This window comes from Salipiger sp. IMCC34102 (assembly GCF_004145405.1).
Lineage (GTDB): Bacteria > Pseudomonadota > Alphaproteobacteria > Rhodobacterales > Rhodobacteraceae > Loktanella.
Genome location: NZ_SELQ01000005.1, coordinates 202769 through 221253, shown reverse-complemented (window position 1 = coordinate 221253; position 18485 = coordinate 202769). Strand labels below are relative to the sequence as shown.

General features: G+C 67.4%; 20 protein-coding genes. 10 read left to right on the top strand and 10 right to left on the bottom strand.

The genetic code is table 11. The features are described from left to right. Window positions 1-35 precede the first annotated feature (35 nt). On the top strand, window positions 36-920 hold the full coding sequence (locus EU805_RS12475) for a DMT family transporter (protein WP_129764306.1): 885 nt from the start codon (window positions 36-38) through the stop codon (window positions 918-920). 12 nt (window positions 921-932) lie between these two features. Here the strand turns inward: EU805_RS12475 and EU805_RS12470 are convergent, their stop codons facing one another. From EU805_RS12470 to EU805_RS12460, 3 genes are all read right to left on the bottom strand, one after another. Then, window positions 933-1097, bottom strand: coding sequence for a YdcH family protein (locus EU805_RS12470; protein WP_129764305.1), 165 nt, complete (start codon window positions 1095-1097; stop codon window positions 933-935). 119 nt (window positions 1098-1216) lie between these two features. Then, window positions 1217-1993, bottom strand: a complete 777-nt coding sequence (locus EU805_RS12465; protein WP_129764304.1) for a tRNA1(Val) (adenine(37)-N6)-methyltransferase — start codon at window positions 1991-1993, stop codon at window positions 1217-1219. Continuing rightward, window positions 1990-2202 carry a DUF2007 domain-containing protein gene (locus EU805_RS12460; RefSeq protein ID WP_129764303.1) on the bottom strand — a complete coding sequence of 71 codons (213 nt, stop codon included), beginning with the start codon at window positions 2200-2202 and terminating at the stop codon, window positions 1990-1992. Before EU805_RS12460 ends, EU805_RS12465 begins: the two co-directional genes overlap by 4 nt. A gap of 49 nt (window positions 2203-2251) precedes the next feature. On the opposite strand from EU805_RS12460, the gene EU805_RS12455 reads away from it, so the two are divergent. Next, window positions 2252-3250, top strand: a complete 999-nt coding sequence (locus EU805_RS12455) for a polyprenyl synthetase family protein (RefSeq protein WP_129764302.1) — start codon at window positions 2252-2254, stop codon at window positions 3248-3250. Window positions 3251-3298: 48 nt separating this feature from the next. On the opposite strand, the gene EU805_RS12450 is transcribed toward EU805_RS12455, so the two are convergent. The 3 genes from EU805_RS12450 to EU805_RS12440 all read right to left on the bottom strand — a co-directional run bounded on the left by EU805_RS12450 (window position 3299) and on the right by EU805_RS12440 (window position 7622). Continuing rightward, window positions 3299-4168, bottom strand: a complete 870-nt coding sequence (locus tag EU805_RS12450; protein WP_129764301.1) for a 4-(cytidine 5'-diphospho)-2-C-methyl-D-erythritol kinase — start codon at window positions 4166-4168, stop codon at window positions 3299-3301. Next, window positions 4165-5874, bottom strand: a complete 1710-nt coding sequence (locus EU805_RS12445) for a tetratricopeptide repeat protein (protein WP_242494145.1) — start codon at window positions 5872-5874, stop codon at window positions 4165-4167. The genes EU805_RS12450 and EU805_RS12445 overlap by 4 nt, the downstream gene beginning before the upstream one ends. A gap of 104 nt (window positions 5875-5978) precedes the next feature. After that, window positions 5979-7622, bottom strand: coding sequence for an electron transfer flavoprotein-ubiquinone oxidoreductase (locus EU805_RS12440; RefSeq protein WP_129764300.1), 1644 nt, complete (start codon window positions 7620-7622; stop codon window positions 5979-5981). A 154-nt stretch (window positions 7623-7776) separates the two neighbouring features. Between EU805_RS12440 and greA the strand changes: the two genes are divergently transcribed. The 7 genes from greA to EU805_RS12405 all read left to right on the top strand — a co-directional run bounded on the left by greA (window position 7777) and on the right by EU805_RS12405 (window position 13082). Next, window positions 7777-8247, top strand: coding sequence for a transcription elongation factor GreA (gene greA, locus EU805_RS12435; RefSeq protein WP_129764299.1), 471 nt, complete (start codon window positions 7777-7779; stop codon window positions 8245-8247). Window positions 8248-8254: 7 nt separating this feature from the next. Then, window positions 8255-9262 (top strand): hypothetical protein, encoded by a 1008-nt coding sequence (locus EU805_RS12430; protein ID WP_242494144.1) that lies wholly within the window; start codon window positions 8255-8257, stop codon window positions 9260-9262. Continuing rightward, window positions 9262-10185: an AEC family transporter gene (locus EU805_RS12425; protein ID WP_129764297.1), complete on the top strand. Its 924-nt coding sequence runs from the start codon at window positions 9262-9264 to the stop codon at window positions 10183-10185. The genes EU805_RS12430 and EU805_RS12425 overlap by 1 nt, the downstream gene beginning before the upstream one ends. A 64-nt stretch (window positions 10186-10249) precedes the next feature. After that, entirely contained in the window at window positions 10250-11077 is an 828-nt protein-coding gene (fghA, locus tag EU805_RS12420) for an S-formylglutathione hydrolase (RefSeq protein ID WP_129764296.1), read from the top strand. Then, a complete protein-coding gene (locus tag EU805_RS12415) occupies window positions 11074-11538 on the top strand; it encodes a YaiI/YqxD family protein (RefSeq protein WP_207208105.1) in 465 nt (154 codons plus the stop codon). Before fghA ends, EU805_RS12415 begins: the two co-directional genes overlap by 4 nt. A gap of 21 nt (window positions 11539-11559) precedes the next feature. Continuing rightward, entirely contained in the window at window positions 11560-12180 is a 621-nt protein-coding gene (locus EU805_RS12410; protein WP_129764295.1) for an HAD family phosphatase, read from the top strand. After that, on the top strand, window positions 12177-13082 hold the full coding sequence (locus EU805_RS12405; protein ID WP_129764294.1) for an ornithine cyclodeaminase family protein: 906 nt from the start codon (window positions 12177-12179) through the stop codon (window positions 13080-13082). The genes EU805_RS12410 and EU805_RS12405 overlap by 4 nt, the downstream gene beginning before the upstream one ends. A gap of 76 nt (window positions 13083-13158) precedes the next feature. Here EU805_RS12405 and EU805_RS12400 read toward each other — a convergent pair whose 3' ends face one another. Continuing rightward, window positions 13159-14364, bottom strand: a complete 1206-nt coding sequence (locus EU805_RS12400; protein WP_129764293.1) for a GGDEF domain-containing protein — start codon at window positions 14362-14364, stop codon at window positions 13159-13161. Between the two features lie 179 nt (window positions 14365-14543). On the opposite strand from EU805_RS12400, the gene zapE reads away from it, so the two are divergent. Continuing rightward, window positions 14544-15608 carry a cell division protein ZapE gene (gene zapE / locus EU805_RS12395; protein WP_129764292.1) on the top strand — a complete coding sequence of 355 codons (1065 nt, stop codon included), beginning with the start codon at window positions 14544-14546 and terminating at the stop codon, window positions 15606-15608. Window positions 15609-15752: 144 nt separating this feature from the next. On the opposite strand, the gene EU805_RS12390 is transcribed toward zapE, so the two are convergent. From EU805_RS12390 to accD, 3 genes are read right to left on the bottom strand one after another with little or no spacing between them, the layout of a single operon-like run. Then, the gene (locus tag EU805_RS12390) at window positions 15753-16268 is read right to left on the bottom strand and encodes a hypothetical protein (protein WP_242494143.1); all 516 of its coding nucleotides are present in this window, start codon (window positions 16266-16268) and stop codon (window positions 15753-15755) included. Then, a complete protein-coding gene (locus EU805_RS12385; RefSeq protein ID WP_129764291.1) occupies window positions 16258-17532 on the bottom strand; it encodes a folylpolyglutamate synthase/dihydrofolate synthase family protein in 1275 nt (424 codons plus the stop codon). Before EU805_RS12385 ends, EU805_RS12390 begins: the two co-directional genes overlap by 11 nt. Further along, a complete protein-coding gene (gene accD / locus EU805_RS12380; protein WP_129764290.1) occupies window positions 17529-18458 on the bottom strand; it encodes an acetyl-CoA carboxylase, carboxyltransferase subunit beta in 930 nt (309 codons plus the stop codon). Before accD ends, EU805_RS12385 begins: the two co-directional genes overlap by 4 nt. Window positions 18459-18485 lie beyond the last annotated feature (27 nt).

The window sequence follows — 18485 nt, the reverse complement described above, 5'->3', positions numbered from 1 at the left end:
GCCGGGTTCTTTCCCGGCCCTTTCCGCGAGATCCCATGACCCGCCGCACCGCCACCTTGATCGGTTTCACGGCCGTGCTGCTCTGGGCGCTGCTGGCGGTCTTCACCGTCGCGGCCGCCCCCGTGCCGCCGTTCCAGTTGACCGCGTTGACCTTCGCGATCGGTGCCTGCGTGGGGCTCGTCTGGGGTGTTGCTACCGGAACCTTGGGGGCACTCGCCCGGGTGCCGTTGCGTGTCTACGCGGCAGGGACGGTCGGCCTGTTCGGCTACCACGCGCTTTACTTCTTCGGCCTGCGATTGGCCCCGCCGGCCGAGGCCGGGTTGATCGCCTACCTCTGGCCGCTGCTCATCGTGCTCTTCTCCGGCCTTCTGCCGGGCGAAACCTTGCGCCGCGGCCATGTGTTGGGGGCGCTGGCAGGCTTCGCGGGGGCCGCGCTGATCATCGTGGCGGGGCGCGGCACGCCGGGCAGCGGCGCCTTCCTGGGCTACGGGCTGGCGCTGTTGTGCGCGCTGTTCTGGTCGAGCTATTCCGTCCTGTCGCGCCGCCTGGCGGATGTGCCGACCGTCAGCGTGACGGTCTTTTGCGCGGCCACGTCCGTATTGGCGGGACTCGTTCACGGGGCGACCGAAACCTGGGTCCTGCCAAGCTTGGTGAACTGGGGCGCGATCCTCGGGCTGGGGCTGGGGCCGGTGGGGCTGGCGTTCTTCGCCTGGGACGTGGGCGTCAAGCGAGGTGACATCCAGCTTCTTGGAACCGCTGCCTATGCCGCGCCGCTTCTGTCCACCCTGGCGCTCGTATCGGCCGGGCTCGCGCCGCTCACCTGGGTGCTGGCCGTGGCCGCGGCATTGATCGTCCTGGGGGCGGCGCTGGCCGCACGGGCCAGCGCCAGGGTCGCCACGGATCAGCGCGGCAACCTCTGACCGCGGGCCTTGTCAGACCGACAGGCGGGTGATTTCCTGCTTGAGCGCCAGCTTCTCCTTCTTGAGCCGCGCGATCTGCAGATCGTCCGAGGCAGGGCTGCGCTGCAGCTCTTCCACGTTGTCCGACAGGCTTTGATGCTTTCTCTTCAACTCTGCGATGTGGGAATTCACGCTCATGGAAGGCTCCTTGATCCAGTGGTTGAGGTCGATAGTGCAGCACAGCCCGCCCGATTTGTCATCAGAATGTTACGCGGGCTTGCGTCTCGGCAGGCTCGCGCGAAATTATTGCCAATTTTCTAACGGTCGATGGGCAATTTCTCGCCGTTCCGCAGGATTCGCTCGATCTGCCGGCTGTAATCGGGCCGATCATCCCCGTGGTGTGCGCCGTCGTGAAGCGGTAGGGCCGAGGCCAGTCGCAGCGGTGACCGCCCGCCGTGCCGCGCCTCCACGATCACAAGATGCGGTGGCCTCTCGGCCCGCGGGCACAGCGGCAGGATCCGCAGCGATCCCAACCGCCCATGAAGCGCCGCGATCACCCGGTCGAGGCGGCCCGCCGGCTGGATCAAGGTCAGCCGCCCCTTGGGCCGCACCCGGCGGATCGCCGCCTCGAGCCAGTCTTCCAGTGGCACCGGACCACCGCGTCCGAGGTCACGTCCCGCGTCCCGGGCGCGGGCACCGTCGGCCCGGTCGAAGAAGGGCGGATTGGTCACCACCCGGTCGAAGGTCTGCGCCCGCAACGGCATGGGCAGATCGCGCAGGTCCGCGGTGACGATCTCCGCCTCGGCGCTCGCGGCACGGGCATTGGCGCGCGCCAGGTCGCAGACGGTCGGGTCCAGGTCGACACCGGTCAGACGCAGCCCCGGCACCCGCGTATGCAGGCACAGCATCGCCGTGCCCACCCCGCAGCCCAGGTCGAGGATGGAGTGGCCCGCCTCGGCCTCCACGCTGGCGGCCAGCAGCACCGGGTCGATGCCCGCCCGGTAGCCCTGCCGCGGCTGGGACAGGGTCAGGCGCCCGCCAAGGAAAGCGTCCTGCGTGACCGCGCCCTGCGCCGCGCGCGTCGTGCGACTCACGAGGTCTCGATCTCCGCGTCGCGCATCACGGCCTGCGCCAGAAACAGGTCCCGGTCCGCCACCATCAGTCGTTGCGGCAAGATGCCGAGGCTTCCGTCGAGGACGCTCATATTTACGTCGAAGCGGAAACAGGTTATGCCCTCTCCGTCCAGAAGGGCGGTGGCGAGGGCGATGACCGTGGGGTCGTTGGTGCGCAAGAGCTCTTTCATCCGGACAGCATAGCGACGGCCTGACGGGCCACAACACGGGATCCCCGACATGAGCCTCGATACACCGGCATCCAAGCCTCACCAACGGCTGGCGCAGGCGCTTTCGGGTGACCTCGAGGCCGTCAACGACATGATCGCCGCGCGCATGGCTTCGGAACACGCCCCCCGCATCCCGGAGGTCACGGCCCATCTCGTCGGTGCAGGTGGCAAGCGGGTGCGCCCGATGCTGACCCTGGCCGCCGCCCGGCTGTGTGGCTACGATGGGCCCTATCACGTCCACCTTGCCGCGACCGTGGAGTTCATCCACACCGCCACCCTGCTGCACGACGACGTGGTCGATGAAAGCGACAAGCGGCGCGGACGCCCCACGGCGAATCTCCTGTGGGACAACTCCAGCAGCGTTCTGGTGGGCGACTACCTGTTCGCGCGCAGCTTCCAGCTGATGACGGAAACCCACAACATCGACGTGCTCCGGATCCTGTCCAACGCCGCCGCCACCATCGCCGAAGGCGAGGTGCTGCAACTGACCGCCGCGCGCAACATCGCCACCACCGAGGAGACCTACTTCAAGGTGATCCGCGGCAAGACCGCGGCGCTCTTCTCGGCCGCGACGGAAGTCGGGGGCGTGATCGCAGGCGCGCCGGAGCAGGTGACGCGGGCGCTTTATGACTACGGCGACGCACTGGGGATCGCCTTCCAGATCGTGGACGATCTGCTGGACTGGGAAGGCGGGGCAGGCATCGGCAAGAGCGTCGGCGACGACTTCCGCGAAGGCAAGCTGACATTGCCGGTGATCCGCGCCATTGCCGCCGGTGATACCAATGACCGGGTGTTCTGGACCCGCACGTTGGAAAAGCGCGTTCAGGAAGACGGCGACCTGCCGCTCGCGCAGGAGATCCTCGCGCGTCACGGATCGCTCGACAGCACGCGAAAGACGGCGCTGGACTGGGCGGCGCGCGCCAAGTCAGCGCTCGATCCGCTGCCCGATCAGCCCTTGCGCGACATGCTGCGCGATCTTGCCGATTACGTGGTGGAACGGCTGGTCTGAGGCAGGCGGCCCCCCGGCAGAGGGGGTGCTGCCGATGTCACGCAGGGCCTAGCGGTCGGCCTGGAATACTCCGCCGGGGGCCACCCACCAGCGGGGATGGCGCAACTGCATCGCCTTGGCGGCCAGCTTCGCATCCGCGGTATGCGCGGTCAGACCCCAGCAGGTCGCGCCCGATCCCGACATGCCGGTCGCGAGGACCTGCGGCAGGCTGCGCAGCGCGGTCAGGGCGGTCTCGATCTCGGGGGCGATCTGGGTGGCGGGGGCCAGAAGGTCGTTGCGTTGCGACGACAGCCAGGCGGCGAAGTCGCCCAAGCTCATCCCTTCGGGAATGTCGGACATCGGCGCGTTGTCCTTTCTATCCAGTGCGGCGAAGACCTGCGGCGTGGGCACCTGCGCGTCGGGCCGCACGAGCACCAGCGCACAATCGGGCAGTCGCGGCGCGGGGCTGAGGATCTCGCCGATCCCGCCCATCCGCTGCGGCGCCGGACCCGCCCGGCAGACGGCGACGTCGGCGCCCAGGCTCCGGACATCCTCGTCGGTCAGCGCATCGAGGCCGACGCCCCAGAAATCGGCGAGCAGCCTCAGCGCCAGCGCCGCATCCGCCGACCCGCCACCGATCCCGGCGGGATGGGGCAGCTCCTTGTCGAGCAGCAGGGCGGCGCCGCGGGTGGCACCGGTGCGCTCGGCCAGAAGCCGGGCGGCGCGCATCATCAGGTTGTCGTCGCCACTGGGCACGCCCGGCTTGAACGGCCCCTTGACCGTCAGCCGCAAATCCGGCGCGGGCCCCACTTTAAGCCCATCGCCGACCTCCGGGAACACCACGAGCGAATCCAGCAGGTGATAGCCGTCGTCGCGCTGGCCCGTCACGTGCAAGGTCAGGTTGACCTTGGCGGGGGCGAGATGCGTGTTGGCGATCATTCCGCGGTATCTTCGGCCAGCGTGATCGGCGGCTCTCCCTCGGCTTCGCGCACGGCGTCCAGCCCGTCGGAAAGCTTCGCGCGGATGCGGGTCGCCAGATCCTCATCGGGGTCGAAGGACAGGGCGCGCTGCCATTGAAACCGCGCTTCCCGCCGGCGGCCGACGGCCCAGTAGGCGTCGCCCAGGTGATCGTTCACGACCGGATCGGTCGCTTCCAGCGCAGCGGCGCTTTCGAGCGGTTCGACCGCGTCGCGGTAGCGGCCAAGCTTGAAGTAAACCCAGCCAAGGCTGTCGATGATCGCGCCGCTTTGCGGGCGGGCCTCGACCGCGCGTTCGATCATGTCGAGCGCTTCGTCCAGTTTCTCGCCCCGCTCGACGAGGCTGTAGCCCAGGAAATTCAGCACTTCCGGCCGCCCCGGTTCCAGTTCCAGCGCGCGCCGGAAGTCGGCCTCGGCGGCGGTCCAGTCATCCATGTCGAAGGCTGCGATCGCGCGGGAATAGTGGATGATCCAAAGGTTGGGATCGGAGGCGGGGTACAGGTCGATCGCGCGGCTGTAGGCGTCGTAGGCGTCGTCGAACCGGTCCGCGCCCCGCAGGACATCGCCAAGCCGCGACTGCACGAAGGGCAGGTCGGGATGGCTTCGGGCAAGCGCATCGGCCACCTCGATCGCGGCCTCCGTCTGCTCGAGGTAGACCAGGTTGTCCACGCGGCCCAGTTCGGCGGCCGGATAGGCAGGGTCCGCGGTGGGGACCTGCGCGAAGGTATCCGAGGCCAGCTCGAACCGGTCCATCTGCTGCAACAACTCGGCGGACAGCAGGATCGCGTCGATATGCGCAGGGTTCAGATGCTGGGCTGCGCGGGCATAGAGCAGGATATACTCCTCGCGCGCTTCGGAGGCGAGGAGCGAGCCGATCATGAACGCGGTCTCGGCGACACCGGCGGCGGCATCGGGCACGACGTCGTAGGGCAGCGACGCGCCGGCTTGAAGGCGGTCGCGCAGATCCGTGATCCCGGGGTCCACCGTTGCGCCGAAGACCTCATCCAGCAGCTCCAGCGCCGCCTCGTTGCGGTCCAGCTGCGACAGCATCTGCGCCTGCGCGATGGCCGCCCGCGGGCTGAAGGCGACCGTCCCGTCGCCGGGGTCCGAGAGGATCTCGAGCGCGCCCTCGAAATCGCCGACCGTTCCAAACGCGAGACCCTTGTGAAGCAGCCCGTAGCTGCGCATGCCCTCGGTCTCGGAAACTTCGTCGAAGGCCTCGAGCGCGCGGGTCATGTCGCCCGCACCGACCATCGCCCAGGCCTCGGCCAGGCTGTCGAAGAGCGGGCTGACGGCGATCGGCTTTTCGGGCGAAAGGATATCGTCCCAGCGACCGGCCTTGGCGGCCGCCGCCACCCGCACGAGGCTGCCGACCTGGCTGGCGATGTCGGCCTCCGCAAGGCGACGGGCGTAGGCTTCGGCCCGGTCGAACTGGTTGAGCGCCACGTGACTGATCGCGGCGCTTTCCAGCAGCTGCGGATCGTCGGGGTTGCCTTGCAGCGCCTCCCCGAAGTAGCGGGCCGCGGGTTCGAAGTCGCTGGCCGCCGCGGCATTGCGCGCGGCCAGATAGGCCCCGGCGGTGCCTTCGGGAATGGTCTGCGCGCTGGCGGCCGGGGCAAGGGCCACGAGCGTTGCAATCAGGGCGGCGCGGGACGGAAAAGATGTCATGAAGGGCCTGTCCGGGATGATTGAGGTGTCACGTTAGGGGCAGGGCGGGGCAGGCGCAATCGCCCGCCCCTCACGTCCTCTCGACCCGGCGAAGGCCCGCCGGATCACATGTTGGGATAGTTCGGACCGTCGCCGCCCTGCGGCACGGTCCAAACGATGTTCTGGCTGGGGTCCTTGATGTCGCAGGTCTTGCAATGGACGCAGTTCTGGAAGTTGATCTGGAACTTCGTCTCGCCCTTGTCCTCGACGAACTCGTAGACCCCCGCCGGGCAGTAGCGCTGCGAAATGCCCGCGTACTTGGGCAGGTTCACCTCCACCGGGATCGCGGCATCCTTGAGCTTGAGGTGCGCGGGCTGGCTTTCCTCGTGGTTGGTGAAGCTGAAGGCCACGTTGGTCAGCTTGTCGAAGGACAGCTTGCCATCGGGCTTGGGGTAGTCGATGACCTTGTGCTTGGCGGCAGGCTCGGTCGCCTCGGCGTCGGTCTTGCCGTGGGTGAGCGTGCCCAGCACCGACAGACCCGTGAGATTGTTGGTCCACATGTCGAATCCGCCCACGGCGAGCGAGGCGCCGAGGCCGAAGCGCGACCAGAGCGGCTTGACGTTGCGCACCTGCTTGAGGTCGATGCCGATCGGCCCGGTCCGCAGAACGGTGTCGTATTCGGTCAGCGTGTCGCCGGCGCGGCCCGCCTTCATCGCCTCCATCGCGGCCTCTGCCGCGTGGATGCCCGAGAGCATGGCGTTGTGATTGCCCTTGATGCGCGGCACGTTCACCAGCCCGGCAGAACAGCCCAGCAGACAGCCGCCCGGGAAGGCAGTCTGCGGGATCGACTGGTAGCCCCCTTCCGAGATCGCGCGCGCGCCATAGGCCACGCGCTTGCCGCCTTCCAGCAGGTCGCGGACCATCGGGTGATGCTTGAAGCGCTGGAATTCCATGTAGGGCGCGACATGGGGGTTGGCGTAGCCCAGGTGGACGACGAAGCCCACGTAGACCTGGTTGTTGTCGAGGTGATAGATGAACGACCCGCCGCCCGCGCCGGACTCGGACAGGGGCCAGCCCATCGTGTGGGTGACGGTGCCCGGCTTGTGCTTTGCGGGATCGATCTCCCAGATCTCCTTCATGCCCAGCCCGTATTTCTGCACGTCGCTGTCGGCGGTCAGGTCGAACTTCTCGATCACCTGCTTGGACAGCGATCCGCGTACCCCTTCGGACAGGAACACGTACTTGCCGCGCAACTCCATCCCCGGCTCGTAGGAGGGGCCTTCTGATCCGTCCGGCTCGCGGCCGAATTCACCGGCGACGACACCCGCGACGCGATTGCCGTCGTAGACAAGTTCGGAACAGGACATGCCGGGGAAGATCTCGACGCCCAGCTCCTCGGCCTGTTCGGCCATCCAGCGGCAGACGTTGCCCATCGAGACGATGTAGTTGCCGTGATTGTTCATCAGCGGCGGCATCAGGAAATTCGGCACGCGGACCCGGCCCGCTTCGCCCAGCATGTAGAAGTTGTCCTCCGTCACGGGGACGTCGATGGGTGCGCCGCGTTCCTTCCAGTCGGGGATCAGGCGGTCGATGCCCGACGGGTCCAGCACCGCGCCCGACAGGATGTGCGCGCCGACCTCGGAGCCCTTTTCAAGCACGACGACGTTGCAGTCCGCGTCCATCTGCTTCAACCGGATCGCCGCCGACAGGCCGGCGGGGCCCGCGCCCACGATGACGACGTCGTAGTCCATTGATTCGCGTGTCGACATGTTCTGTCCTTCGTGCTTGAAAATCCGCGTTCAAAGATAGGTAGAGGCTCCGCGCCCGGCTCGCAATTGCAACGATGCGTCACACGCGCTTGACTTCCGCCCGCCGGAATACGCTATGAACGTCCGACCGAACCGTGACCTCGAAGGGCGCCCCATGGACAAGATCCCCCTCACTGCCGCCGGCCACAAGAAGTTGGACGATGAGCTCAAGCAGCTCAAGAGCGTCGAGCGGCCCGCCATCATCCGTGCCATCGCGGAAGCCCGCGAGCATGGCGACCTGTCCGAGAACGCCGAATATCACTCCGCCAAGGAAAAGCAGTCCTTCATCGAGGGCCGCATCAAGGAGCTCGAAGGGGTCCTGTCGCTGGCCGACGTGATCAACCCCGCCAAGATGTCGGGGCCGGTGAAGTTCGGCGCGACCGTGCATCTGGTGGACGAGGACACCGACGAGGAGAAGACCTACCAGATCGTCGGAGAATACGAAGCCGACATCGAGAAGGGCCGGCTGAACCTCAAGTCGCCGCTGGCGCGCGCGCTGATCGGCAAGGATGAGGGCGACAGCGTTGAGGTTCGCACCCCGGGCGGCGAGAAGTCCTACGAGATCCTCAAGATCGAGTACAAGTAGCGCGCCCATGACCTTGGATCGACCAGAGCCGCGAACGCGCCAGCGCGGAGTTCTCCTCGTGGTGCTGGCGGGCCTGTGGATCGTGGTGGCCTTGGCCGCCGGGGTCGCCTTCGGGTCGGAGGCCCTGCTGTGGCTCCTGGCGATCACCGTGCCGCCGGGGGGGCTGGCGCTGGGGGCGCAGATGTCGGACCTGACCGAGGAGCTGGCGCGCATCCGCGCGGAAACGGCGCTCGCGCGCAAGATTCCCGTCGCCGCCCCGCCCGCCGCCTCTCTCGAATCGCGGCTGGCGGAGCTTGCCGCCACGACCGCGCGGACAGAAGCGAAGCTCGCGACCTTCACCTCGACCCGCGCGCCGGCGGGGCCGGAGGCCGATGCCACGCCCGCCGCCCGCGGCGACCGGACGGCGCACGCCGCCTCTGCGCCGAAGGCGGGTTCCCGCAAGGCCGCGGCCGGGGCAGGGCCCAAGCTTACCCTGACCTCCGTTCAGCCGACCTACGACGAGCAGCATCAACTGGCCCTCGGCCCGGAGGTCGAGGCGCCGAAGGACATGCCCTTGCCGGACCTCATCCGCGCGCTGAACTTCCCCGAAGACGACCGCGATACGGCCGGCTTCGATGCCCTACGTCGCGCGCTGAAGGATCCCCTCGCGGGGCGGCTGGTGAAAGCCAGCCAGGACGTGCTGACGCTGCTCAGCCAGGACGGGATCTACATGGACGACCTGCCGCCCGACCGCGCCCGGCCCGAAGTCTGGCGCCGTTTCGCCAAAGGTGAGCGGGGCCGCGCCATGGCTGCCCTGGGCGGTGTGCGCGACCGGTCGAGCCTCGCGCTCACGGCGGGACGGATGCGCGAGGACGTCATCTTCCGCGACGCGGCCCACCATTTCCTGCGGCTCTTCGACCGCACCCTGATGGCCGTCGAGCCTCGGGCGACCGATGCAGAGCTGGTGGACCTTGCCGATACCCGTACCGCGCGCGCCTTCATGCTGCTGGGGCGGGTCAACGGCGCCTTCGACTGATGGCAGAGATCTTCCTGCAGACCCTGCCGTTCTTCGCGATCATAGCGCTGGGCTACGCATCCGGTCGATCGGGGTTCTTCAGCGCGGAAGCAACGGCTTACCTGACGAAGTTCGTGTTCTACTTCGCGCTTTCGGCGATGCTGTTCCGGTTCTCGGCGAACCTGTCGCTGGGGCAGGTCTGGGACTGGTCCTTCGTCGCAGCCTACCTATGCGGCACCCTGGCGATCTACGTCCTTGCCACCGTCGTCGCGATGCTCCGCCGCCTGCCGGTGGCCGAGGCGGCGGTGGAAGCGCAGGTCGCCGTGGTCGGCAACGTGGGCTTCCTCGGGATCCCGATGCTGACCCTCCTTCTGGGACCGGACGCAATCGGTCCGAACATGATGGTGCTTGCGGTGGACCTGATCGTTTTCGGCAGCCTGATCGTCATCCTGATCACGGGCAGCCGCGACGGGCGGGTGCAGGTGGGCGTGCTGAAAACGGTCGGGCTAGGGCTGCTGGCCAATCCGATGATCGTCTCCATCGCGCTGGGCCTTGCCGTCTCCGCCTCCGGCCTGCCGATCCCGGAACCTCTCAACGCTTTCGTCATCCTGCTGGGCGGGGCCGCGACTCCGGGCGCGCTTTTCGCCATCGGCGCCTCGCTGGCCGGCAAATCGGCCGAGAAGCTGTCCGTCGCCTCCTGGCTGAGCTTCTGCAAACTGGTGGCGCATCCGGCCGCCGTCGCGGTCTTCGCGCTGCTGGTCTTCACCGTCGACCCATTCGAGGCGAGCGTCATGATCGCGCTCGCGGCCCTGCCGGTGGCGGGCAACGTCTACATGCTGGCGCAGCATTACCGCGTGGCCCCGCAGCGCGTTTCGGCGGCGATCTTGGTGTCGACGACGCTCAGCATCCTGACAGTCTCCACCGTCATCGCGCTGGTGACCTGACCTCGTGGCGTGACACCGGGGGCCACCCGCGTTAGCGTCCCGCAAAACGCATCAGGAGCCCATCATGGACACCACTTCCCAGTACAGATCCTTTGGCGGCACGCAGTCCGTCCACACGCACCACAGCAAGGCCACCGGCTGCGAGATGACCTTCGCCGTCTTCCTGCCCGAGGAGGCGCAGAACGGCCCCGTGCCCGTGCTGATCTACCTGTCGGGGCTGACCTGCACGCACGAGAACGCGATGACCAAGGCCGGCGCCCAGCAATGGTGCGCCGAGCAGGGGATCGCCATCGTCTTCCCCGATACCTCTCCGCGCGGCGACGACGTGGCCGACGCCGACGGCTTCGACATGGGGCTGGCCGCCAGCTTCTACGTCGATACTACGCAGGAGCCCTGGGCCGCGAACTACCAAATGGAAACCTACATCACCAAGGACCTGATGGAGGCGTTGAAGGAGCTGCCGCTCGACCTCGACCGGGTGTCGATCACCGGGCACTCGATGGGCGGTCACGGCGCGCTGACGCTGGCGCTGAAGCACCCCGATCTATACCGCAGCGTGTCCGCCTTCTCGCCCATCTGCCATCCGACCGAATCGGAATGGGGCCAGCGCCAGTTCGAGGGCTACCTGGGCAAGGATCGCGAAACCTGGAACGCCCACGATGCGACCTGCCTCGTGCGCGACCGCGGTTCGGATCTGAAGATCCTCGTGGACCAGGGGCTGGACGACCAGTTCTACGACAAGCTGAACACCGCCGATTTCGCCGCCGCCTGCGCTGAGGCGAAGGTGGAAGCCACGGTGCGGCTGCAGAAGGGCTACGACCACAGCTACTACTTCATCGCGACCTTCATGGAAGATCACGTGGCCTTCCACGCCGAGGCGCTCTACGCGTGACCGAGGCCGCCCCCGCGATCTACGTCGATGCCGACGCCTGCCCCGTCAAGGCCGAGGTCGAGCGCGTGGGCACGCGACACAAGGTGCGGATGCTCATCGTCTCGAATGGCGGTTTGCGCCCCTCGCGCAACCCGCTGGTCGAGACGGTCGTGGTCCCCGACGGCCCCGACGTGGCCGACATGTGGATCGCCGGGCGGGCCGGGCCGCGCGATATCGTCGTGACTTCGGACATTCCGCTTGCCGCACGTTGCGTCGAAAACGGGGCGCAGGTGCTCAAGCACACGGGCGAGGCGCTGACGGCGGCCAACATCGGCAATATCCTCGCCACCCGCGACCTGATGGCCGACGTGCGGGCCGCCGACCCGTTCCACCAGGGGGGCGGGCGGGCGTTCTCCAAGGCGGATCGGTCGCGCTTTCTCGATGCGCTGGAACGAGCGCTGCGCAAGGCCAGGACCCTCTAGCCCTTCAGCAAAGGACACCCCATGCCCATCGACGCCGTGATCTTCGACATCGGGAACGTGCTGCTCGAATGGCGGCCCGAACGGTTCTACGACGCCCGGATCGGCGTCGAGCGTCGCCGCGCGCTCTTCGACGCGGTCGATCTGCATGGCATGAACGAAGGCGTCGATCGCGGCGCCGATTTCCGCACCTCGGTCGAGACGCTGGCCCGCGCGCATCCCGAGTTCCAAGACGAGATCATGATGTGGCACGACAACTGGCTGGACATGGCCAGCCCAGCGATCCCGCACTCCGTTCGGTTGCTGCGAGCGCTGCGCGGGCAGGGCGTGCCGGTCTTCGCGCTGTCCAACTTCGGCATCAAGACCTTCGCCGTGGCGGAGGAGACCTACCCCTTCCTCGTGGAGTTCGACCGCCGTTACATCTCGGGGCACATGGGCTTCATCAAGCCCGAGGCAGAGATCTACCGCCGGGTCGAGACCGACTGCGCCACGGATTCCGCGCGCCTGCTGTTCATAGACGACCGCGCCGACAACATCGCCGCGGCCAAGGCGCGCGGCTGGCAGGTGCATCACTTCGATGGCCCGCAAGGCCTTGCCGACCTGCTGGTGGCCGAAGGGCTGTTGACCCGCGAGCAGGCGGAATGACCCGGATCATCGGACGGGAAGTCGAACCGCGCCTCGACTGGATCGCGCTGACGGACGCGCTGGCCGCGGGCCATGATCTGCCGCGGGCCGAGATCGAGGACGTGTTCCTCTACCAGGGCAACCGGACGCTTCTGAACCGGTCGGCCTGGATCGCGGGACTGGGCCTTCTGGTGAAGGCCGCCACGGTCTTTCCCGACAATCCCGCCGAGGGCCGCCCCATGGTGGGCGGAGCGGTGAACCTGATGTCGGACAGGACCGGCGCGCTCGACGCGGTGATCGATTTCGCGCTGCTCACGAAGTGGAAGACCGCCGCAGACAGCCTGCTGGCGGCACGGCGGCTCGCGCGGCCCGACAGCGAGGTCGTCCTGATCGTCGGTGCCGGCACCGTGGGGGCGTCCCTCTACGACGCCTATTCCGCGGCCTTCCCGCAGGCGCGTTTCGTGATCTGGAACCGCTCGCCGGACGGGGCGGCGCGCTTCGCGGCCGCACGCCCCGGTGTCGAACTGTGCGAGACCCTCGCGCACGGGGTCGCCCGCGCCGATATCGTGACCTGTGCCACCATGTCGACCGATCCGGTGTTGCGGGGCGAATGGCTGCGACCCGGAACCCACGTCGACCTGATCGGCGCTTACCGCCCCGACATGCGCGAGGCCGACGACGACGCCCTGACGCGCGCCCGGATCTTCGTCGACAGCCGTGCGACGACGATCTCCCACATCGGCGAATTGCGGGATCCGATCGACCGCAGCGTCATCACCCAAGCGGACGTGCTGGCGGATTATTACGACCTCGACGCCTTCGCCCGTGAACCGGACGACATCACGCTCTTCAAGAACGGGGGCGGCGCGCACCTCGATTTGATGACGGCGGCTTACCTGCTGGACCGGGCCGGACCTGCGTGACGAAGTGCCGGATCCCCGCGGCCCCCTTCATTGCGCAGTGACCGACACGGATGGCCTTGCGCATTCGGGGCGTGGATCAGGGATTCAGTCCTGCGACCCCCCGCGCGGAACGCCGCTCGGTCCTGTGGCGGGGCGCGCCGCGCCAGGATCGGCGGAGCGGTCCGCCGGGACCGAACCCGGCGGCATCGCTTCGGACCACGGGCGTTCCGGCCATGACGCAATCACGTCCCGCGCGCTTGGCTTCGTAGAGCGCATCGTCCGCCGCCGCGACATGCTCGTCGAACCCCGGTGGCAAGGGTGACCAGGACAGACCGACGGATGTGCTGATCGTCAGGATCAGGTCGTCCACCGTGAACGGCATGTCCGAGATCGCCGCCCGGCAGCGTTCGGCAATGTCGCGTCCCCTCGATTGGGAAGTGTTGGGCAGGATGATCGCGAACTCGTCGCCGCCCAGCCGGCAGATCACGTCGTCCGCGCGCAGGCAATTGCGCAGCCGGCGGGTGATGTTGGTCAGTATCTGGTCCCCGACGGGGTGCCCGTAGGTGTCGTTTATCGACTTGAACTGATCGACGTCCAGAAGCAGCAGCGCACGGCCCCGAACCTCGACCGGGCCCTCGTTCAGGCGGTCGATCAGCTGGCAGGCGCTGCGGCGGTTCATCGTGTTGGTCAGGGGATCGGTCCCGGCCGCGGTACGCAGGGTTTCCGCTTCGACAATCTGCAGCCGTTCGCGCGTCAGCAGCCACCCCAAAAGAAGTGTTCCGAACACATGCACCGCAAGAACCGCCGGGCCCGTTTCGAAGAAGTAGCTTCCGACCAGATGCGGGGGCAGCAGCAGGCCGACCCACATGTGGGTGGCCGACAGCCCGGCCAGGCACAGCAGTGCCGGGTTGCGCGACAGACGACGGAACAGGAAATGCCGCCAAACAAGGGCCACGGCGATGGTCCAGAGAATGGTGGCGCAGCCCAGAAGCATCCCGTCGCCGCCGATGCCTATGCGCGCGATCATGGTGATCGATGCGGTCATCACGCCCGCGGGCCAGCTGAACATCGCCACGGCGATCGTCACGAAGACCAACCGCCCGTCCATTAGAAATCCCTCCGAGATCAGGATGGGTTCGAACATCGACACGAGTGCCGCGAAGGTCAGCAGCGCGCCCATCAGCAGGTTCAGGATCAGTTTCGCCCGGATCTTCCGGGCCAGCGTGCCGTAGATGTAGATCAGTGCGAAGGCCATCTCGATCGGCTGGAACAACATCATGATGCTTGAAATGATCTGCGACACGTCGGTCCGTCCTTGCCTGATGACTTTGACCGCAAGATGCGGGGCCTTGCACAAGAATCTCCTAATTTTCCGTCGGTTTTCCCGACGTCACGGGCAAAAAGAACATCGGGTTTGATGCAAGTTGGCGCGGCTCCACGCGGGATTTGAATGTCCCGCCGCGGCGGCGTATCGAATGGCCCATGTCCATCGCCCAAGCCTATGACGCCGCCATCGAGGCCGGCCAGATCACCGAGGATCCCGCGCAGCGCGCCGCGCTGGAAGAGCTCGACCGCGTCCGCCTGGCGCTCGAGCAGCCCGTGAGGCGCCGCCTCTTCGGGCGCACGCCCGAGCCGCCGCGGGGTCTTTACATGTGGGGCGGTGTCGGACGCGGCAAGTCGATGCTGATGGACATGGCCCACGACGGGATCGACACCCCCAAGCAGCGGTCGCATTTCCACGAGTTCATGCAGTGGGTGCACGGCCGCATCAATGCCGCCCGCGCCCGCGGGGTCGACGACGCGGTCAAACCGGTGGCGGACGAGCTGTCGGACGGGCTGCGCCTGTTGTGCCTGGACGAGATGCAGATCACCGACATCACCGACGCGATGATCGTGGGGCGTCTCTTCGAGGGTCTGTTCGCGGGCGGGGTCACGGTGATCACGACCTCGAACAGGCCTCCGAAGGATCTCTACAAGGACGGGCTGAACCGACAGGTCTTCACCCCCTTCATCGACCTGATCGAAGAACGGATGGTCGTCCATCGCCTGGACGCGAAGACCGACTACCGGCAAGGGCGGCTGGCCGGATCGCCCAGCTACTTCACCCCCGCCGATGCGCAGGCGCGCGCGCAGATCGCGGACCTCTGGCAAGACCTCACGAACGGGGAGGCCGCCCCCCTGACCCTGAAGGTGAAGGGCCGCGACGTGGTGATCCCGGCCCATCGCTCGGGCGTCGCCCGTGCGCGCTTCTACGATCTGTGCGGCAAGCCGCTGGGAGCCGCCGATTACCTGGCCCTGGCCCAGGCCGTGCGCGTGCTCATCCTCGAGGACATTCCGTCGCTCGGGCGCGACAACTTCAACGAGGCCAAGCGCTTCGTCACCCTCGTCGACGCGCTCTACGAGGCGCGCGTGCGGCTGATCTGTTCCGCCGCCGCCGCGCCCGAATACCTTTACCGCGAAGGCGAAGGCAGCTTCGAGTTCGAGCGGACGGCCAGCCGCCTGCGCGAGATGCAATCCGAAGGCTGGGGCGAAAAACGGGGATCCTAGACACGAAAAGACAGGCCATCGGCCTGTCCCTCGCCCTGCCAAGACGGTTGGTGCGGGCGGCATTCTGTGTGCCACTCTGTCCCTTGATGTCGTTTTTGAATCACGGGTGATTCGGCGTCAAGCATTTTTTCACGCTATCGTGAATTAACTGATCGGCGCCACGCTGTCGCATTCGGGTGTGACCGGTGCGCGGGTGGCCACGAAGGGCGTCGCGGGGTCTATCGTACTGGCCGAGATATAGGCCCCGTTCACGCAGATATCCTGCCCGTAATTGCCGGAATTGAAGCCGAAGCCACCGAGCCCGCAATCCGTCACTTCGCCGTTGGCGTTCCACCCCTGGCTTCGCGGACCGGTAAAGCTGCCGCCGGTGGGAAAGGTCATGGTCGCGGGGTCGAAGCGCAGGTGCCACGTCGTCTCCGGCCCGGCGTCCTGCGCGTTCCATGTCCCCAGCAAGGCCCCGTTGCGATAGCCCGCGATCTTGAAGGCGCTGACGTCGCCTTGCGTGACGATCGGCTTGCGCATCGCGGCGTCCGACAGGGTCATGCGGCCCGTCATCGTGTAGCCGTTCGCCCCGGTCCAGCAGAAGTTCAGCGTCTCCGCAGCCAATGGTCGGGCGACGGCCAAGCCAATGCACAGGATGAGAACCAGCTTACGCCCCATCGTTGGCCCTCAGCACATGACCTGCGAGGTAGAGTGATCCGCAGATCAGAACCCGCACCGGTCCAAGGGCGGCCAGATCGCGCAGGGCGGTCTCCAGATCCGGGGCGGTCCGGGCGGTCAATCCGACGCGCTCCGCCGCCTCCGCCGTCGTCTCGGCGGGCAGGGTGTTCGCTTCATCGGGGATCGAGAGGGCGGTCAGGCTTTGCACCTCGACCGCCAGCGGGGCCAGGTATCCGGCGATGTCCTTGGTGTTCAGCATTCCACAGATCAGATGCGTCGGGCGCCGCGGCAAAGCGGCAAGCGTCGCGGCAAGCGCACGACCGGCGGCGGGGTTGTGCCCGCCATCGAGCCAAAGCTCCGCCGGGGCGGCGAGGTCGACCAGTGGGCCGGTCGTCAGCCGCTGCATCCGGGCCGGCCAGCTTGGCTGGGTGACAGCCGCCTCGCAGGCCGCTTCGTCCGTCCCCAGGTGGCGCAGGGCGGCAAGTGCTATCCCCGCATTGGCGATCTGGTGCGGGCCGGGCAGGGCGGGCAGCGGCAGGTCCAGCAGGCCGGTCTCGTCCTCGAACACCAGCCGGTCGCGTTCGCGGCGGACGTGCCAGTGCTGTCCATGCGCGAGCAAGGGCGCGCCAAGCCGGGCCGCCCGGTCCTCGATGACTTCGAGCGCCTCGTCGTGCTGTAGTCCAACGATACAGGGCACACCGCGTTTGAGAATGCCGGCCTTCTCGCCGGCAATGGCGGCCAGCGTATCCCCAAGGAAACTTTGGTGGTCCAGATCTACCGGCGTGATAATCGTCAGCGCCGGGTCGACCACGTTGGTCGCGTCCAACCGCCCGCCGAGACCCACCTCGAGCAGGGTCCAGTCGGCGGGCGTCTCGGCGAAGGCCATGAGGGCCGCGACGGTCGTGATCTCGAAATAGGTGATCGGGTCGGGGCCGTTGGCGGCATAGGCGCGGTCCAGCACCTCCGTCAGCGCGGGTTCGGAAATCAGCGTGCCCGCCAGGCGGATGCGCTCGTGGAAACGTGCGAGATGCGGCGAGGTATAGGCGTGGACGCGGTCGCCCTTCGCCTCCAGCCCTGCGCGGATCATCGCCTGGGTGCTTCCCTTGCCGTTGGTGCCCGCGATGTGGATCACCGGTGGCAGGCGGGTCTGGGGATTGCCCACCGCACCCAGCAGGCGCCAGACGCGATCGAGCGTCAGGTCGATGACCTTGGGATGCAGCGACATCATCCGCGCGAGGATCGCGTCGGAGCCGGCTTGCGTCACGCCTCTATGACCTCTTCAGCGGTCCGGTCGGCCTCCGGTTCCAGGCTGGGCGGCGGTAGGTCGCCTTTCACGGCCGCCGGCTGGTTCATCAGCATCCGCACGATGGTCACCAGTTCGTCCTTGAGTTCGGTGCGCTTGGTGACGCGGTCGAGCATGCCATGATCCAGAAGGTATTCCGCCCGCTGGAAGCCTTCGGGCAATTGCTCGCCGATGGTCTGTTCGATCACGCGCGCACCGGCGAAGCCGATCAGCGCGTTGGGCTCCGCGATCTGCACGTCGCCCAGCATCGCGTAGGAGGCCGTGACCCCCCCGGTCGTCGGATGGGTGAGCACGACGATGTAAGGAAGGCCCGCTTCCTTCAGCATCTGCACGGCGATGGTCGTGCGCGGCATCTGCATCAGGCCCAGGATTCCCTCCTGCATCCGCGCGCCACCGGCGGCCGAGAACAGGATCAGCGGGCGGCCCAGTTCGATGGCACGCTCGGCGGCGGCGACGATGGCGTTGCCCACGTACATCGACATCGACCCGCCCATGAAGCTGAAGTCCTGCACCGCGGCCACGATCGGGGTGCGGCCCATCTCCCCCTCGGCCAGCAGCATCGCGTCCCGCTCGCCGGTCTTGCGACGGGCTTCCTTCAGGCGATCGGTGTATTTCTTCTGGTCGCGGAAATGCAGCGGATCGGTCACGGGGTCGGGCACCGCGATCTCGGTGAAGACGCCGCCGTCGAAGAGGGAGTTCAGTCGCGCCCGGGCGCCGATGGCCATGTGATGGCCGCAGTTGGTGCAGACGTTCAGGTTCTCGGCCAGTTCGCGGTGGAACAGCATGGTGCCGCAGGCGTCGCACTTGGTCCACAGGTTGTCCGGGGTCTCGCGCCGCGAAAACAGGGCGTTCACCTTGGGGCGGACGTAGTTGGTGATCCAGTTCATGGGCGGGCTCCTCGGCTTTGGTTCCAG

Bases quoted from the DNA above. Each gene is read 5' to 3' on its own strand.
- EU805_RS12450 (WP_129764301.1), bottom strand. From the start codon at position 4,168: ATGATCGCCAACACGCATCTCGCCCCCGCCAAGGTCAACCTGACCTTG.
- greA (WP_129764299.1), top strand. From the start codon at position 7,777: ATGGACAAGATCCCCCTCACTGCCGCCGGCCACAAGAAGTTGGACGAT.
- EU805_RS12445 (WP_242494145.1), bottom strand. From the start codon at position 5,874: ATGACATCTTTTCCGTCCCGCGCCGCCCTGATTGCAACGCTCGTGGCC.
- EU805_RS12425 (WP_129764297.1), top strand. From the start codon at position 9,262: ATGGCAGAGATCTTCCTGCAGACCCTGCCGTTCTTCGCGATCATAGCG.
- EU805_RS12475 (WP_129764306.1), top strand. From the start codon at position 36: ATGACCCGCCGCACCGCCACCTTGATCGGTTTCACGGCCGTGCTGCTC.
- EU805_RS12390 (WP_242494143.1), bottom strand. From the start codon at position 16,268: ATGGGGCGTAAGCTGGTTCTCATCCTGTGCATTGGCTTGGCCGTCGCC.
- EU805_RS12440 (WP_129764300.1), bottom strand. From the start codon at position 7,622: ATGTCGACACGCGAATCAATGGACTACGACGTCGTCATCGTGGGCGCG.
- EU805_RS12405 (WP_129764294.1), top strand. From the start codon at position 12,177: ATGACCCGGATCATCGGACGGGAAGTCGAACCGCGCCTCGACTGGATC.
- fghA (WP_129764296.1), top strand. From the start codon at position 10,250: ATGGACACCACTTCCCAGTACAGATCCTTTGGCGGCACGCAGTCCGTC.
- EU805_RS12430 (WP_242494144.1), top strand. From the start codon at position 8,255: ATGACCTTGGATCGACCAGAGCCGCGAACGCGCCAGCGCGGAGTTCTC.
- EU805_RS12410 (WP_129764295.1), top strand. From the start codon at position 11,560: ATGCCCATCGACGCCGTGATCTTCGACATCGGGAACGTGCTGCTCGAA.
- EU805_RS12470 (WP_129764305.1), bottom strand. From the start codon at position 1,097: ATGAGCGTGAATTCCCACATCGCAGAGTTGAAGAGAAAGCATCAAAGC.
- EU805_RS12455 (WP_129764302.1), top strand. From the start codon at position 2,252: ATGAGCCTCGATACACCGGCATCCAAGCCTCACCAACGGCTGGCGCAG.
- EU805_RS12460 (WP_129764303.1), bottom strand. From the start codon at position 2,202: ATGAAAGAGCTCTTGCGCACCAACGACCCCACGGTCATCGCCCTCGCC.
- accD (WP_129764290.1), bottom strand. From the start codon at position 18,458: ATGAACTGGATCACCAACTACGTCCGCCCCAAGGTGAACGCCCTGTTT.
- zapE (WP_129764292.1), top strand. From the start codon at position 14,544: ATGTCCATCGCCCAAGCCTATGACGCCGCCATCGAGGCCGGCCAGATC.